Genomic DNA, 15,519 nt, shown 5'->3' on the forward strand with positions numbered 1-15,519 from the left:
TTTGGGTGGGTAACGGTCTTTCTCGAGGGGTTCAGCTACTCCGCTAATCACCCCGGAGACGGCCGCAGTCGTGCGACCACCCGATGAATCGTGCTGTCCGGCAGACCACACCTCTCTCGGCCGGATTCGCGATATTTGACGGCGTCCGATCAGTAACTCGCTCGAGTCAGCCCTGGGATCTCGGCTTTCGGATACTGTGACGTCGGAACGCGTCGATCGTCCGGGAGCCACTCGAGGAGGATCTCGTTGAACCGTTCGGGTCGCTCTCGCGTCGCCCAGTGGCCGCAGTTTTCGATCCGTTCGAGTTCGGAACCCGGAATCCGACCTGCGGCCCGGATCGACCACTCGACGGGGACGAGCGGATCGTCCTCGCCGTGGACGAGCAGTGTCGGGACCGACAGCGACTCGAGGTCGTCGACGAAGTTCGTCGCGACGCGGCCGTTAAAGGAGAGTTCGTTCTGTTGGAACTGTTTGAACGCCTGGATCGAGCCCGGTTCCATAAGCTTCTCGCGGACGTCTTCGACGAACTGGTCGGGTAACTCGTCCGCGTCGGCGACCAGCGAATCGAGAACTCGTCGGACGGTGTTGTTCGTGGCGCCGGCAGCGATCTTCCCGAATTCGGTCATTCCGGGGACCTGTGCCCACAGTTTCCATGGAAGCGCGTTCGGCAGTCTCCCGCCGAGTCCGTAACTGTCGACGAGCGCCAGCTGGTCGAGTCGGTCGGGGTGCTCGAGGGCGTAGCCCAGTGCTGCGCCCCCGCCCATCGAGATGCCGGCCAGCGAGACGCGTTCGAAGGGGAGCGTCTCGAGGAAGCCGTCGAGGACGTCGACGTAGGTATCGATGGTGTGGGTGACGTCACCCGTGCTGCGCCCGTACTCGGGCCAGTCGAGGCTGTAGACGCGGTAGTCCTCGGCCAGCACATCGATCGCGTGTCGCCACGAGACGGTTGCATCGTCGATGCCGGCACCGTGAAGCAAGACGACGGGCGGTCCGCTCGACCCCGCCCGTCGGTAACCGATCCGACAGTCACCAACGGTCGTCACGCCGGTTCCCGTCATACGGGGATCACACCCGTATTGGGGGATGGTGACAAATCAAAAACGGGCAAGCAGCTGACGGGTAGGCTCACTGACTGATACTGCTGGACAGAACTCACTGAAGGGAATTCGCTGTTCCAGTTCGGTGAATTCGCACGATAGTTCTGTTCGGCAGTATGAACCACTGTTTCCGGTCGCGTTGGCCGTTCGCCGACCGTCGTCCCGTCGATCGACGGCTCGAGCATTCGTTTCACCGGTCCGGATCCCGTTGATTCGGTCGGTGCCGCTCCGTCAATCGCCTCGGTAGGACGGCTACCTATCATCCCCCGGGTGTCCGAACCTGGTGTGTATATTGTTTTCTATTACCGTATGATAAGATGTCGTGTTTTCAGGACGAACGGACCGCTAGTTTGCCGACCAGCAGTATTCTATATCGCGGTTATCCATTTATATCGTGTGATATCCCGATTCTGAGTGCTGCCCCGTCAGTCCGTGCTGCCCTCGTTGCCGACGACAATCGTTTTACTCGCGCTCACACAACGCTGTGGCATGCAGATCGTCGTTTTCGGGGCTGGCAGCCTCGGCAGCCTCGTCGGTGGTGTCCTCGCACGTGATCCGTCTCACGAGGTCACCCTCGTCGGTCGCGATCCACACGTAAGCGCCGTACGGAAGTCCGGTCTCGAACTGACCGGACGACTCGAAGTAACGAGTACACCGGTGGCAACGACCGACGGTCACGGTCTCGAGGCCGACCTCGCGATCGTTGCGGTGAAGTCGTTCGATACGGCCGCGGCCGCTGAAACGCTCGCGACGGGGAGCTACGGGACCGTGCTCTCGCTTCAAAACGGCATGGGAAACGAGGAGACGCTCGCTTCGCGCCTCGACATCCCGGTCCTCGCGGGAACCGCTTCCTACGGCGCGGTCCTGCAGGAGCCGGGCCGCGTCGAGTGTACCGGTATCGGCGAGATCGTCCTTGGCCCTCGCGAGGGCGGCCGTTCGGCGTACGCCGACCGAGTCGGCGATCGCTTTGCCGCGGCCGGTCTCGAGACGACTGTCGCCGACGACATGCCCCGCCGACTGTGGGAGAAACTGGCCGTCAACGCCGGAATCAACCCCGTGACGGCCCTGTCCAGGACCGAAAACGGTGCCGTCCTCGAGGCCGACGGAAACGATCTTGCCCGGGGGGCAGCCCGCGAGACGGCGCGGGTCGCCCGCTCCTGTAATGTTTCCCTGACGGACCGGGAGGCGCTGGCTGCACTCGAGGCCGTCGCGAGCGATACGGCCACGAACACGTCCTCGATGCACCAGGATGTACTGGCCGAGCGACGGACCGAGATCGACGCCATCAACGGCTACGTGGTCGAGCGAGCGAGCAAGTGCGGCCTCGAGTCCGAGGTGGCGACGAACCGGCTGCTCACGTCGTTGGTACGGACGTGGGAACGCGGACGGGAACTTCGCTGAGACGCCTCCTCGTTATCGAGCTCGTCGGTCCCGTCGCTGTTAGTCGAGTGAGAAAATGAAACGAAAACGATCGCTCGAACGTTAGAACGGGGCTTCCGGTCCTTCGTCCGCTTCGCCGTCGTCGTCGACGGTCTCGCCGGGGAACGACGGACTCATGCCGCCGCCACCGCCGCCCATGTCGGGTTCGCCTTCCATTCCGGTGTGGGCGTTGACTTTCTCGATCTCGGGGATCTCTTTGACCATCCGGCTTTTGATCGCCTGGATCGTCATCGGCGAGATCCCACAGCCGCTGCAGGCACCGCCGAGTGCGATGGTGACTTCACCGTTCTCACGGTCGAGATCCTGAATCGCAGCGCTGCCGCCGTGCATCTGAATCTGCGGGAAGTTGCGCCGCAGGAAGTTTGCGACGCGGTCCTCGAGGTCGTCCCCGTCGTTCTGGGTCTCGGTGCTCATAGACCACCCTTGGGTATGAGCCCCCCTAAACCTTCCGTCCTCCACGATCGGTCGCCGCTATCACTGTGGTATCGAAGCTCGTCCGCCTGCTGTAGCTCCAGCTGGCACGACTGCCGTCTGTGGTTGTGCCGGGCGATATACTGTTGGACAGCACGAGTCGACGATCGGTCGCGCGACTGCGGCCGTCCCGACGGTGACGGCCGCGCGTTCGCGACCGACGGCTCACTGACTGCTGTCCGACGGTATGGGATCCAATCAGGCGAAGCCAAACACCCGCTGTAGTTCGGTCTCGATCTCGTCGATGTGGCGCTCGAGGACCGTCTCGAATCGCTCCTCGTCGACGAGGACGCCGGTAAGTCGGTCGTAGGGATCGTCGGGGAGTTCGACGCGGAACTCGCCGTCGCCTTCGTAGAACGGTTCGCTCTCGTTTAGGATCTGCTGGTCGATCGCGTGGACGAGTTCCGAGTCGTACTGTTCGTTCATTCGGTTGAACGCGTTCTTGTACGCCTGCTGGAGTTCCGGGAAGTAGTTGGCGTACTTGTCTTCGAATTTCTCGGGATCGAAGTCGGCCATACTCGAGTCCAGGGCCAGCGGGGACAAAAGTCGGACGATCGGCCGCGTACTGGTTTTCACCGCCGGTAATGTCGTATTACTATCGATGACAACCGATTGACTCGGTATCGGTATCCGATATACGGACGATGCGTACGCAAGCGGAACCAACACCCCCACGACCCTCCTCAGGCAGCCACATGCCTCCCGATCAACCGCCCATCCCACGCGAAGCGTTACCACCGGGATGGGGCCCAATCGACTGCTGTGACGGCTGTATCGAGTACCGTCACGGGCAGCCACCGATCGAACTCATCGCTGATCGGACGAGCGCCGATTGCTCACATCCGGGACTCGGGCTCTGTCGCTACTGGGAACTTCGATACCGGTTCTCGCTTGGCGACCGGACGGTCTCCGAATCGATCGGCCGCGTCTCGACCCGACAGGCTGCCGTCGAGGGTTTACTCGAGTGTATGCACTCGATTCACGAAACGACCGACGAACTGCCAGATCCGATCGAGGTTCGAACCGCCCTCGAGCGGGTCCGATTCTCGGATTCCGTTCCCGATAGCCCGGCGCCGAGGTAGCTCCGACGGCGTCGTTGGCATGTACACACCGATCGCCAGTACGAGAGCGGCGATCGGCGGGACGTAACGACAGGAGAGCGTCTCCCCAGTGTCGTCTCCGCTCGCGACAGTTGCGCCCAATAAATCATATATAGCGATACAGAACCTTGTTCGATCGAGCCTGAGTCCGTAAATCGGTCCCTACAGCGGGTGCATCGAACCACTGAGGTATTTGTGATGGCTGTTCGAACACGGAATATGGACGTGTTCGCAACCGAGTGTCGGATGGTCGCCGATCGATGAAGGGGTACTACCGTCGGTACGTACAGGTCCTCGTCCGGTTTCTCCCAGTCGCGATCGCATTGCTCCGGGATCAGCGTCGGTTCCTGTTGTTCGGTCCTCCCCGGCAGGTCTCGACGGAGACCCACCAGGAACGCGCTCAGCGTCTCACCGAAACGATGCTCGAGCTCGGACCGGCGTTTATCAAGGTCGGGCAGGTCCTCTCGACGCGTCCCGACCTCGTCCCGCCGACGTACGTCGAGGCGCTCTCGACGCTCCAGGACGAAGTCCCCGAGGACGTCGGCGGCGATCCGCTGTCGGTCGTCGAGGCGGAACTCGGCGACGACCTCGATCTCGAGACGCTCGAGCCGGTCGCCGGCGGGTCGCTCGCGTTCGTCTACACCGCCGAGTACGAGGGTGAACGGATCGCGCTGAAGGTTCGACGGCCGGGCCTCGTTGAGCTGATCGAACGCGACCTGCGGGTGATCAGGGGCCTCGTACCGCTTTTGACGATGGTCGCCAACGAGCGCCAGCGATACTCCCTCGAGAACGTCGCCGACGACTTCGAGGAGATCATCCTCGAGGAACTGGACTTCCAGCGCGAGGCGACGATCATGGCCGAGATCGGGGATAACTTCGAGGACGACGAACGGATCGTCATCCCCGAGACCTATCCCGAACTGTGCTCGGAGCAAATCGTCGCCATGGAGTACGTCGAGGGCGAGAAGATTACGGACGACGGTGCACTCGAGACGGCCGGGACCACCCGCAACGAGATGGCGACGCTGATCGCCCGCACGTACCTGAAGATGGGGCTCGTCGACGGTGTTTTCCACGCAGATCCCCACCCTGGGAATCTCGCCGTGAACGACGCGGGTCAGCTAATCATCTACGACTACGGGATGAGCCAGCGGCTCACCGAACAGGAACAGGACGACATCACGAGCCTCTACCGATCGCTCGTCCGCCGCGACGTCGACGACCTGTTGAACACGCTCATCGCCCTCGAGGTACTCGACCCCGCAGTCGACAGGGTCGCCGTCAGGCGGGTGCTCGAGATGGTGATCGAGAACCTCGAGGGCCGCCCGGAGATCACCTGGCGGGCGATTATCACCGAGTTGCTCTCGATGCTCGAGGATTTCCCGTTTCGCATTCCGCCCAACGTGATGTTGCTCATGCGGGTCGGGACCGTCGGCGAGGGCGTCTGTCGGAGCCTCGATCCGGAGTTCGATTTCATCGCCGTTACCCGGTCGTTTCTCGTCGATTACGGCTTTATCGAGGGCGAACTCGAGGCGCTGTTTACGGACGTTCGCGACGATCTCCGCGAGTCGGCGCCCGTCCTGGCGCGGGCACCGGCGCGGTTCGACACCGTCTTCGGACAGCTCGAGCGCGGTGAACTCGTCGTCAGAACCGATCCACTCGAGTCGCCAAGCGGTGGGGATCCGGGTGTCGGCTACGCCGTGATCGCGGGTGCGTTGGTCGTCGCGGCGGCGATCCTGTCGGGTACCGAGCCGATCTACGGCGTCGTAAGCGCCGTGGCCGCGCTGCTCGTTTTCGGGCAGTACGTTCGAACGCGGCTGCTCTCTCGTGGGACGTGAGACGCCATCGTGGTGTCTCGGAGCGTGATACGTGGACGCCTCTGAATTCGAACCGTGACGGAGCACTTATGCTCACATCGGAGCATAGCTAGTACGAACGCCACCCGCTGGTCATATGACATCTCTGATTCCCTTCGCTATCGATTTCCACGTTCATTCGGACGATTCGTACGACGGACACGAACCGATCGAGCTCATTCTGGAGCACGCAGCCGATATCGGTCTCGATGGAATCGTGATTACCGACCACGACGAGATCGGCGAGTCACTGCGCGCTGCCGAACTCGCGCCGGAGTACGGACTGCTCGGGATTCCAGGCGTCGAGGTTTCGACCAGACACGGCCACCTACTGGCGATCGGTGTCGAACAGCGACCCGATCCCGGCCAGCCGTTCATGGAGACCGTCGAAACCGTCCGCGAACTCGGCGGCATCGCGATCGTACCCCACCCCTTCCAGCGCAGCCGCCACGGCGTCCGGAAACGCCATATCAAAGACGCCGACGCGATCGAGACCTACAACTCGATGGTCTTTACCGGGTACCGAAACCGCCGTGCGCGCACCTTCGCCCGTCGGCGCGGCTATCCGGAGATCGGTGCCAGCGACGCCCACTACCTTCCTAACGTCGGGAAGGCCTACACGGAGATCCTCGTCTCCCCCGACGCTGCAAACCCAACGAAGGCCGACATCGACGGCGACGACCTCGTCGAGGCCATCCTCGAGGGCCGGACCCAGATCCGCGGGAAACGAACGCCGATCCACAAGAGCACGATCCAGTACGCGAAAGGTGCCGTCCGCAAGTCGACGTACATGTTGACGAAGCGGGCCCCACTGGTTCCGACGGTGCCGGCCTCCATGGACCGTTCCAGGTGAGCCGACCGAAGTCCGTCGTGTGGTTCTCTGATGTTGTCCGACAGTATGACCCTGACAACACGTTCCAGCCGATCTCATACGGACTGCTGTCCCGCCGATCGACAGAACGACGGCCGGTATCAGGAGAGTTGTTTGCCGACGATCTCGTCGGCGCGTTCGACGAACGCCGTCTTTTCCTCCCGCGGTACCGTCGCGCCGGCGGCGACGTCGTGACCGCCACCGTCGCCGCCGACCGCCCTCGAGGCCTCGCCCATGACGGCCGAGAGATCGAGCCCGTTCCGAACGAGCGTGTGGGTTCCACGCGCCGATACTTTCAGTTCGTCCTCGTTTTTCTCCGCGAAGGCGACGATCGGTTTCGATCGGCTGATCCCCTCGTTGCCCATCGCCATCCCCGCGACGATGCCGACGATCGTCTCTCGAATCCGATCGCCCGCGTCGAACCACTGGACGTGGTCCTCGTGGGTGACCCCTTCCCGGGTGACGAGGTCGATCCCCTCCGAGAGGTTTCGACGGTGGTTCCGGAGGAGCGCCCGCGCGCGCTCGAGTGCGCCTTCCCGGTCGCCGAGACAGACCCCGAGGCCGACGTCGGCCCGTTCGTAGCGGGCGGTCGCGTTTAGCAGCGTCGAGAACTCGCTTGCATCCCGGAGTTCAGTACCCACGGGCTCTTCGGGAAGGACGTAGGCGGTGCCGACGAGCCCGTCGATCTTCGCCGCCGGGACGCCACTCGAGACGGCTCGCTTGACGAGCGCGCTGGCGACAGTTTGCTTTTCCTCGCTGGAGAGGTCCGACCAGCGTCGCCACTCCCCGTCGCGTTTCAACTCGAGGTCGAGCCCGTCGAGGAACCGAAGCGCCCCCTGTTGGTCGTTCGAAATGCCGGGAATGTGGACGTCGGTGGCGTACTCGAGGAGTTTCGGCAGCGGGCGGGTCTGTTTGCCGTAGAGCGCGAGGTCTTTCCCGGTCTCGACGACGCCGGCCTCGACGCCCTCCGCGACGATCTCCTCGTTGGCGCCGTGGAGTTCACCGCCGGAGGCCTGCATGTCGCCAACGGCGCCGACGACGGCCAGCGCGGCCAGATCGCGATTGTCGGCTCGGTGCGTCGTCGCGTCGTCGGCGACGACACCACCGTCCGCCGCGATCGCCTCTTCGTTATCCTGTCCGGAAACGTCGGCGAGCGCCCGTGCAAGTACGTAGCTTGCGCCCGCCCCCGAGAGCTCCGAGGCGCCGTCGATCCCGAACAGAAGCGGATTGAGGTGGTACCTCGTCTCGCGGTCGGCGGGCTGGTGGTGGTCGGCGATGACGGGCGTGAACGCGCCCGCGTCCTCGTGTTCACCGATGCTGTCGAGTTGGCCGCTCCCGAAGTCCGTAAACAACACGGTGTCGTAGTCGGTCGCCGCGATGTCGGCGATCGCGTCTTCGTCGAGCTGTTTCTCGAAAACCGTCTCGAAAGGGATCTGTGCCCGCTCTAGGGCCTGTGTGGCGATCGCGGCGCTGGTCAGCCCGTCGGCGTCGATATGCGACGCCAGCAGGACACGATCGGCTTCCAGGAGGCGGTTTGCACACGCAGTCGCTCGATCCGCGAGTTCGGGAACCGGCCCGGTCATCGGTGCATCGGTCGATGGTGGGTCGGCATCCGGTATAAACCCCCGGTCGTGGAGCGAGGCGTCACCGTCCGCAACGCGTCATACGGACTGCTGTAACGATGTCCCGCGGATCGCCGACCCGGTCCTGGCGATCGGCGGTAATTGACTACCGGAGACCGTATCACAGCCCGAGGAGACCCAGCAGCGGTTCGCGAAACACGAGTAAGAGGACGTTGTTCAGCGCGAAGACGGCGTACAAGAGCACCATCAGCGCTGCGAACCGAACGTCCATCGGATCCGAGAGAACGTGTCCGATCACGACGATGATTCCGGCATAACAGACGGCCGCGAGTACGACGCCGGGAAGTCCGAGCACCTGATAGAAGAGAACGGTGACCGGGTTGAGCTCGGTCGCGTAGGGGACGAGAAAGAACAGGGTCGCCGCGATCGCGTCGATCGCCCAGAACACGAAAAAGGCGACGCGGAGACCGATGGCGTCCGGTGGATCGAGCTTCCGTCCGAGTGACGTTCGTACTGCCACAGTAGCCGTGAGGAGGGGCCCAGCGCGAGTAGAGATTATCCCTGCGAACGCGCGTTGTGAGGCTCTCACACGCGTCGCAGGGGCGTTTTGCGTTCGTGATTCTTAGCGTTCGCTCCCGCCTCGAGCGGCCTCGAGTGTCTCCCGTGCCAGCGCGTCGAACGTCGCTTCCGACGGGACCACGTCGACGTCGAGTCCCAGCGACGCGGCGGTGTCGGCCGTCGGATCGCCGATGACGCCGACGGTCGCGTCGGCCAAACCCTCGAGTGTGTCCCCACGAACGCCTCGCTCGGCGGCGGCCTCGAGGAAGTGCTCGACGGTCAACGACGAGGTAAAGCAGGCGGCGTCGAGCTCTCCGGCGGCGGCCCGGTCGACCGACTCGCCGCTTCCTTCGGGTCGAACCAGCCGGTAGAGGATCGTCTCGTGGACGTACGCCCCCGCCTCCGAGAGCCCCTCGAGTAACACCGGACTGCCGTGGTCGCTGCGGGCTACCTCGACGCGTGCGCCGTCGACCTCGTCGGCGAGCGTCTCGACGAGACCACTCGAGGTGAACTCCTCGGGGACGATATCGACCGTGTAGCCGTGGTCGCGGAGCACGTCGGCCGTCGCAGGGCCGATCGCACAGACGGTTTCGTCGGTCGGCTCCCAGCCAGCCTCGGTGGCCAGTTCCACGCCGGTCTTGCTCGTCAGAACGGCGTAGTCGGCGTCGGTCCGTGGCGTCGAGTCGGTCGGCTCGACGGCCAGCATCGGGTCCGGGACGGGATCGGCTCCGAGTTCCTCGAGCAGGTCGAGAGCCTCGGTGAGACGTTCGTCGTCGGGACGGAAGACCGCGACCGTCGGCGTGTCGGGTGTTTCGGTCATTCTTGGTCAGTAGGTCTCGACTCGCTTGCCGTAGTCGTTTCGTAGGAAGTCGGCGACCGACTCGCGGGTGCTCGCGACGTCACCGATCACGGTCACCGCGGGCGGTGAGATTCCAACCTCGTTCGATACGTCGACGATGGTCTCGAGCGTACCCACGGCTACTTGCTGGCCGGGCCAGGTAGCTCGCTCGACGAGCGCGACCGGGGTCTCGGGATCCATGCCGGCTTCACACAGCGCGGCCGTGTAGTCGGGGAGTCGCTTGACGCCCATCAGAACGACGATGGTGCCACCGCCGGCGGCGAGTGCCTCCCAGTCGACTGCCGACTCCGCCTTGGTCGGATCCTCGTGGCCCGTGACAAACGAGACGGCCGAGGCGTGGTCGCGGTGTGTAACGGGGATGCCGGCGACTGCGGGTGCGGCGACGGCCGACGTGACGGCGGGAACGACCTCGAAGGGGACGCCGTGGGCCGCGAGATACTCGGCTTCCTCGCCACCGCGCCCGAAGATAAACGAGTCGCCGCCTTTGAGCCGGACGACCGATTTGTTCTCCTGGGCGAGTTCGACCAGCCGCTCGTTGATCTCTACCTGTGGCGTTCGTTCGCCGCCGGCGCGCTTGCCGACGTCCTCGCGTCGGCCCTCGGGGAGCGACTCGATGATCTCCGGCCCGGGAAGCTTGTCGTGGAGCACGACGTCGGCCGCCTCGAGCAGCCGCTTTGCCTTGACCGTCAAGAGATCCGGGTCGCCGGGACCGCTACCGACGAGATAGACGGTTCCTGGCTCGGCCTCGATGGGACCTTCTGACATTTCCGTAGGTCAACTCATTTCCCCGCCGGTTTATCTTCCTCGGAGACGTCATCTGTTGCGTCGGCGTCCTTGCGAGCCTGTTCGATCAGCGCCGCGGCACCACGCTCCGCGAGGTCCCGTGCGAACTCGCGGGCGGCCTCGGCGTGGGTCTCGATCGGCAGGTCGCGGCTTCCGACCACGGACTCCTCGCCGTCGCGGTCGAAGACGCTGACGGTGGCGTTGACGTACTCGCCCTGGACGATCGCGTAGATCCCGACCGGAGCGATACAGCCGCCGCCGAGTTCGGCGAGGATCGTTCGCTCCACGGTCGTCTCGACGCGACTGCGCGGGTGATCGATCGCCGACTGGATCTCGCGGGCCGTCTCACCGTCTTTTGCCGTCACCGCCAGCGCGCCCTGGCCCGGCGCGGGGACGAACGTCGACGTCGGCAGCTCCTGGTAGTCGACGTAGTGTGCGAGACCGCTGCGCTCGAGACCCGACTGTGCGAGCACGATGGCGTCGTAGTCGGTCTCGACCTCGCGGCCCAGCGCCTGCCGCTCGAGCTCCGAGAGGTCGTCGAACCACTCGTCGACGGTGCGGTCGTACTCGGGCTCGAAGTCCTCGTCGCCGGTATTCGCTTTCCGTTCCTTGTCGGCCTCCGACCGCTCCTGGTGTTGTGCCTGCAGCGCCGGCGCGAGCAGCTTCTCGAGGCGGGTATCGACGTTCCCGCGAAGCGGTGCGACCTCGAGGTCCGGCCGCTCCGAAAGCAGCTGTGCGCGACGACGGAGACTCGAGGTGCCGACGGTCGCGCCGGTCGGCAACTCCTCGAGCGTCGATCCGTCCGGCGTGATGAGCAGGTCACCCGGTGGCCCCCGTTCGGGGACCGCGGCGGTCACTAGCTCCTCGGGCTGTTCGGTCGGCATGTCCTTCATCGAGTGGATCGCCCCGTCGAGGTCGCCCTCGAGGACGCGCTCGTCGAGTTCGCGGACGAACGCGCCCGTCTTCCCCAGTCGATGGATCAGTTCGTCTCGGATCTGGTCGCCCGTCGTCTCGACGGTGACGAGTTCGACCTCGTGCCGTCGGTCCTCGAGGGCCTCCTTGACCAGGCCGGCCTGTCGCCGGGCGAGTGTCGACCCCCGTGTCGCCAGTCGTAGCGTCCCGTGTGTTCGCATAGGCATGAGTCGTCGCCTGGGGTATGAAAAGCGCACGCTTGTCGGGCGCAGACTGGTTGCACGGCTTATACTGTCGGACGAAAATCCTGGCAGGTTTTCGCCCGCCAGTATCGAACACGGTGTTTCATACGGACTGCTGTAGCTATCGTAGCCACTGAACGTCAGCGCTGTTTTGCGGACCATCGCCCTCGAGCGCTCCCAGGAAAACATGTTCGGGCCGAGGATTATATATTCCTCTTTCGTAGGAATGGCCGGATGAGTGACACACTTTACGACCGACTCGGTGGTCGAGACGCGATCAGTGCCGTCGTCGATCGGTTCTACGAACGCGTCGTCGACGACGACCAGGTCGCCCACTACTTCGACGACGTCGACATGCAGCAACAACGCGCCCATCAGACGCAGTTCATCAGCGCCGTCGCGGGCGGCCCCGTCGACTACTCGGGCGAGGATATGGAGGCTGCACACGACGATCTCGGCATCACCACAGCCGACTTCGACGTCATCGTCGGCCATCTCGAGGCGACCCTCGAGGAGTTCGACGTCCCCGAAGACGACCGCGAGGCCGTCCTCGAGGCGGTCGGCTCCTACGAGGACGACATCGTCACGGTGCCGGCCTGATCGCGCCATCACCACTGCGGTGTGTGTTCGCATCAGACCCGAGACCTTTTGACCCAGTCGCGGCTATCACCAATCGATGGCTGCAGTTACGTTGGGCCCCGAAGGCACGTACTCACACCGGGCGACGACGGCGGTCGCAGACGAGGACGAGATCGACTTCCGGCAGTCGGTCACCGCGATCGTCGACGCCGTCGCGGCCGGCGAGTACGAACGCGGCGTCATTCCGATCGAGAACAGTATCGAAGGTTCAGTGACGGAGAGTTTAGACGCCCTCGCGGAGTACGACGTCGCCGTCGTCCGCGAGATCGTTACACCGATCCGTCACGCCCTGCTCGCCCAGGGGCCGGAGTTCGACACGATCGCCAGCCACTCCCAGGCGCTGGCCCAGTGTCGCTCGTATCTCGAGCGCGAGTACCCCGACGCGACCCTCGAGGCGGTCGCGAGCACGGCCCAGGGCGTCGAGTTCGCCCGTGACGATCCCTCGATCGCGGGGATCGGACATCCAGCCAACGCAGAGAACGAACCGACCCTCGAGGTACTCGCCGAGGACATCCAGGATCAGGATTCGAACGCGACGCGCTTTTTCGCGCTGGCGCCCGCCGAGGAGCGCTCGACCGGCGGCGGCAAGACCACATTCGTCGTCTACCCCAACGCGAACTACCCCGGGCTCCTGTTGGAGCTGCTCGAGCCGTTCGCCGATCGGGACATCAACCTCACCCGCGTCGAGTCCCGTCCGAGCGGGCAGCGGCTGGGTGACTACGTCTTCCACATCGACGTCGAGGCAGGGCTCTACGAGGCTCGCACGAAGGAGGCGATCGAGGACCTAGAGGAGCTGGCCGAGAACGGCTGGGTCCGGCGGCTCGGATCGTACGATACGGAACACGTCGTCGGATAGCGATCGTCCGAATACGGGCCCTTGTCCGTCAGTTTCGGCACGACCGCGACCCGTCCCCGGTCGGCCGGGAAATCGGTCAGGGGGTCGTATCAGCGCGCGGTCTCGGACGCCCCACCGATGGTTCGAAACGCTGTTGCTCCACACTGACAGCCGTTTTTCCGCCCAATCGGCTGTATCGTCCCGTCGCCCCACCGCCTGGCTGCGTACGCCGAGCCACACTCGAGACACTCGACTACCGTTCGTTCGCTCTCTCCTCCAGGCATCGTCTCACCCTCTCGACGGCAGTCGTCCTTACTCTACCTTTTTATTGTACAAAACCCTTTTATGCAGTCTATCGGTTCGCCCCTTCGGTTTCGGGGAGCGTTCGGCCGAGGACGTCCCTGATCCCGCGGCGGAGTCGGGATGCGACGGCCTGCTGGGAGATGCCGAGTTCGTCGCCGAGCTCGGCCATCGTCACTTCGCGTGGGGTCTCGAAGTAGCCGCGATCGTAGGCAAGCACCAGCGCCTCCTGTTGGGCCTCGGTCAACGCTGCCTCGGTCTCCGTCTCGAGTGGCGTCAGCGCGTGCAGTTTCGTCACCGTGATCGGAATCTCTAGCTCCCGACAGCGCCGTTGAAAGGCCGCGATGTCGCTTCGTTCGTCGCCCCGAACGTCGAACGTCCACTGTTTTTTCGTGCCGACGGCTTCGACGAGCGCAAGCTCCGATTCGGAAAGCGTGCTCAGTACGCCGGCGTACTCGATCGCCCACGTGATTCGCAACAGATACTCGTCTTCGACGGAGTCGACGAGGCTGACGTCTTTGACCCCGGGGTGGTCGGAAAACGCTCCCTCGATGTCGTCTACGGCGGCCCCACGAACCCAGACGTAGGGCACGACCACGTCCTGGGCCGGAATGATCCGCTCCAGTGTGACCGTCACGTCCGGCAGCTGTTCGAATACGGTTCCTAAGGGGAACTGATCCGACGGAACCGTAACCGTCGCTTCGGTTGCCATTGTGCGATCCGTTGGACGCTGCCGGTATTAGTGGTACTCTCTTGTAACACTGTTCTCATGTTCTGTTTCGAACGAACATCGACAGGAGTCGCCGACAGCGAACCACGTTCGTGTACCTCGTCGCGACGGTTTCCGCATCGTCCGTGCGCCAGCCACGTTCCACAAACGGTTTGCCCCCTCCCCGCGGTAGGTCCGCCCATGCCACTGGAAGAAGGCGATGAGGCCCCGACAGTGACCGCACCGAACCAGGACGGCGAGGAAGTCGTCCTCGAGTTCGAACAACCGACCGTCCTCTACTTCTACCCCCGTGACGACACGCCGGGTTGTACGGTCGAGGCAAACCAGTTCCAGCGCGAACGCGAGAGCTACGACGACGCCGGCATGGCGGTCTACGGCGTCTCGATCGACGACGTCGACTCACACCGGGAGTTCTGCGACCAGGAAGGCCTCGAGTTCGACCTGCTCGCCGATCCCGATACCGAGATCGCGGACGCCTTCGGCGTCGAACTGCGGGACAGCGGCGTAACCACGCGGACGACGTTCGTCCTCGCCGACGGCGAGGTGCAGGCGGTCTACGAGAACGTCGATCCGGACGGCCACGCCCGCGACGTCCTGCTCGATGCACTCGAGGACGGGCTGGTGACGCTCCCGGAGTAAACCGACGACGGCCCGCGTCGACCTTTTGCTCCTATCGGACGGTCGTCTCCAATGCCGTCGGCTGCGAATTCGAGGTCGACGCGATAGTGACTGCCGTATGATCTGGGAATGCGGGCAGAATTTATTTCATTCGACGTCGTAGCGGGACGTATGCGACGAAATCCGTTCGACGACATCGAGGAGATGCTCGACCGTCTCAGCCGACAGGTCGAGGAAGGGATGACGAGTGGCGGCCTCCAGGTGCCCGGCTCCGTCCCGGTCGACGTCGTCGACACCGGCGAGGAGTATCTCGTCACGGCCGACCTGCCCGGCTACGAGACCGACGACATCGACCTGACGCTCTCGGAGGGGACGCTGCGCCTCGAGGCCAGTCGCGAGGACGAGACGGAGTACGCCGAGGGTCGGTATCTCCGGCGTGAACGGACTCGAACGTCGGCCAACCGCCGGATCCGGCTGCCCGAACCGGTCGATGAAGCGGAGGTCGCCGCGGGCTACGAGGACGGCGTGTTGACCGTCCGGCTCCCGAAGGTGGCCGGCGCCGACGAGTCGAAACAGATCGACATCGAGTGAAGAGCCGGCTGAACGGAGCGGCACAGCCAGTCTT

The 15,519-nt window shown here is 64.2% G+C and carries 17 protein-coding genes; 8 read left to right on the plus strand and 9 right to left on the minus strand.

Translation table 11 applies throughout. The annotated features are described in order from the left end of the window. Positions 1-149 precede the first annotated feature (149 nt). Positions 150-1,058, minus strand: a complete 909-nt coding sequence (locus RBH26_RS07655) for an alpha/beta hydrolase (RefSeq protein ID WP_306757607.1) — start codon at positions 1,056-1,058, stop codon at positions 150-152. A 528-nt stretch (positions 1,059-1,586) separates the two neighbouring features. Here RBH26_RS07655 and RBH26_RS07660 point away from each other — a divergent pair. Beyond that, positions 1,587-2,498, plus strand: coding sequence for a ketopantoate reductase family protein (locus RBH26_RS07660; protein WP_306757608.1), 912 nt, complete (start codon positions 1,587-1,589; stop codon positions 2,496-2,498). A gap of 81 nt (positions 2,499-2,579) precedes the next feature. On the opposite strand, the gene RBH26_RS07665 is transcribed toward RBH26_RS07660, so the two are convergent. Then, the gene (locus RBH26_RS07665) at positions 2,580-2,951 is read right to left on the minus strand and encodes a NifU family protein (RefSeq protein ID WP_306757609.1); all 372 of its coding nucleotides are present in this window, start codon (positions 2,949-2,951) and stop codon (positions 2,580-2,582) included. A 255-nt stretch (positions 2,952-3,206) separates the two neighbouring features. After that, positions 3,207-3,524 carry a DUF5783 family protein gene (locus RBH26_RS07670; RefSeq protein ID WP_306757610.1) on the minus strand — a complete coding sequence of 106 codons (318 nt, stop codon included), beginning with the start codon at positions 3,522-3,524 and terminating at the stop codon, positions 3,207-3,209. 179 nt (positions 3,525-3,703) lie between these two features. Here RBH26_RS07670 and RBH26_RS07675 point away from each other — a divergent pair, with 179 nt between their 5' ends. The 3 genes from RBH26_RS07675 to RBH26_RS07685 all read left to right on the plus strand — a co-directional run bounded on the left by RBH26_RS07675 (position 3,704) and on the right by RBH26_RS07685 (position 6,817). Further along, positions 3,704-4,090: a hypothetical protein gene (locus RBH26_RS07675; RefSeq protein ID WP_306757611.1), complete on the plus strand. Its 387-nt coding sequence runs from the start codon at positions 3,704-3,706 to the stop codon at positions 4,088-4,090. A gap of 278 nt (positions 4,091-4,368) precedes the next feature. After that, positions 4,369-5,946 carry an AarF/UbiB family protein gene (locus tag RBH26_RS07680; RefSeq protein WP_306757612.1) on the plus strand — a complete coding sequence of 526 codons (1,578 nt, stop codon included), beginning with the start codon at positions 4,369-4,371 and terminating at the stop codon, positions 5,944-5,946. A 115-nt stretch (positions 5,947-6,061) separates the two neighbouring features. After that, a complete protein-coding gene (locus RBH26_RS07685) occupies positions 6,062-6,817 on the plus strand; it encodes a PHP domain-containing protein (protein WP_306757613.1) in 756 nt (251 codons plus the stop codon). Positions 6,818-6,936: 119 nt separating this feature from the next. On the opposite strand, the gene RBH26_RS07690 is transcribed toward RBH26_RS07685, so the two are convergent. The 5 genes from RBH26_RS07690 to hemC form a co-directional block, all read right to left on the minus strand. Next, positions 6,937-8,418: a DHH family phosphoesterase gene (locus RBH26_RS07690; protein WP_306757614.1), complete on the minus strand. Its 1,482-nt coding sequence runs from the start codon at positions 8,416-8,418 to the stop codon at positions 6,937-6,939. Between the two features lie 160 nt (positions 8,419-8,578). Beyond that, positions 8,579-8,938 carry a hypothetical protein gene (locus RBH26_RS07695; protein ID WP_306757615.1) on the minus strand — a complete coding sequence of 120 codons (360 nt, stop codon included), beginning with the start codon at positions 8,936-8,938 and terminating at the stop codon, positions 8,579-8,581. Between the two features lie 102 nt (positions 8,939-9,040). Beyond that, positions 9,041-9,796 carry a uroporphyrinogen-III synthase gene (locus tag RBH26_RS07700; RefSeq protein ID WP_306757616.1) on the minus strand — a complete coding sequence of 252 codons (756 nt, stop codon included), beginning with the start codon at positions 9,794-9,796 and terminating at the stop codon, positions 9,041-9,043. Positions 9,797-9,802: 6 nt separating this feature from the next. Beyond that, positions 9,803-10,600: a uroporphyrinogen-III C-methyltransferase gene (gene cobA / locus RBH26_RS07705; RefSeq protein ID WP_306757617.1), complete on the minus strand. Its 798-nt coding sequence runs from the start codon at positions 10,598-10,600 to the stop codon at positions 9,803-9,805. A gap of 14 nt (positions 10,601-10,614) precedes the next feature. After that, a complete protein-coding gene (hemC, locus tag RBH26_RS07710; RefSeq protein ID WP_306757618.1) occupies positions 10,615-11,751 on the minus strand; it encodes a hydroxymethylbilane synthase in 1,137 nt (378 codons plus the stop codon). A gap of 255 nt (positions 11,752-12,006) precedes the next feature. On the opposite strand from hemC, the gene RBH26_RS07715 reads away from it, so the two are divergent. Together RBH26_RS07715 and pheA are read left to right on the plus strand one after the other, a co-directional pair. Continuing rightward, complete coding sequence (locus RBH26_RS07715) at positions 12,007-12,372, plus strand: group 1 truncated hemoglobin (protein WP_306757619.1); 366 nt, start codon at positions 12,007-12,009, stop codon at positions 12,370-12,372. A gap of 76 nt (positions 12,373-12,448) precedes the next feature. Further along, complete coding sequence (gene pheA / locus RBH26_RS07720) at positions 12,449-13,267, plus strand: prephenate dehydratase (protein WP_306757620.1); 819 nt, start codon at positions 12,449-12,451, stop codon at positions 13,265-13,267. 331 nt (positions 13,268-13,598) lie between these two features. On the opposite strand, the gene RBH26_RS07725 is transcribed toward pheA, so the two are convergent. Next, positions 13,599-14,258 (minus strand): helix-turn-helix domain-containing protein, encoded by a 660-nt coding sequence (locus RBH26_RS07725; RefSeq protein WP_306757621.1) that lies wholly within the window; start codon positions 14,256-14,258, stop codon positions 13,599-13,601. A 198-nt stretch (positions 14,259-14,456) separates the two neighbouring features. On the opposite strand from RBH26_RS07725, the gene RBH26_RS07730 reads away from it, so the two are divergent. Both RBH26_RS07730 and RBH26_RS07735 read left to right on the plus strand, forming a co-directional pair. Further along, complete coding sequence (locus RBH26_RS07730) at positions 14,457-14,915, plus strand: peroxiredoxin (RefSeq protein WP_306757622.1); 459 nt, start codon at positions 14,457-14,459, stop codon at positions 14,913-14,915. 150 nt (positions 14,916-15,065) lie between these two features. After that, the gene (locus RBH26_RS07735) at positions 15,066-15,485 is read left to right on the plus strand and encodes an Hsp20/alpha crystallin family protein (protein ID WP_306757623.1); all 420 of its coding nucleotides are present in this window, start codon (positions 15,066-15,068) and stop codon (positions 15,483-15,485) included. Positions 15,486-15,519 lie beyond the last annotated feature (34 nt).

It is taken from the genome of Natronolimnohabitans sp. A-GB9 (assembly GCF_030848565.1).
Taxonomy (GTDB): Archaea; Halobacteriota; Halobacteria; order Halobacteriales; family Natrialbaceae; genus Natronolimnohabitans.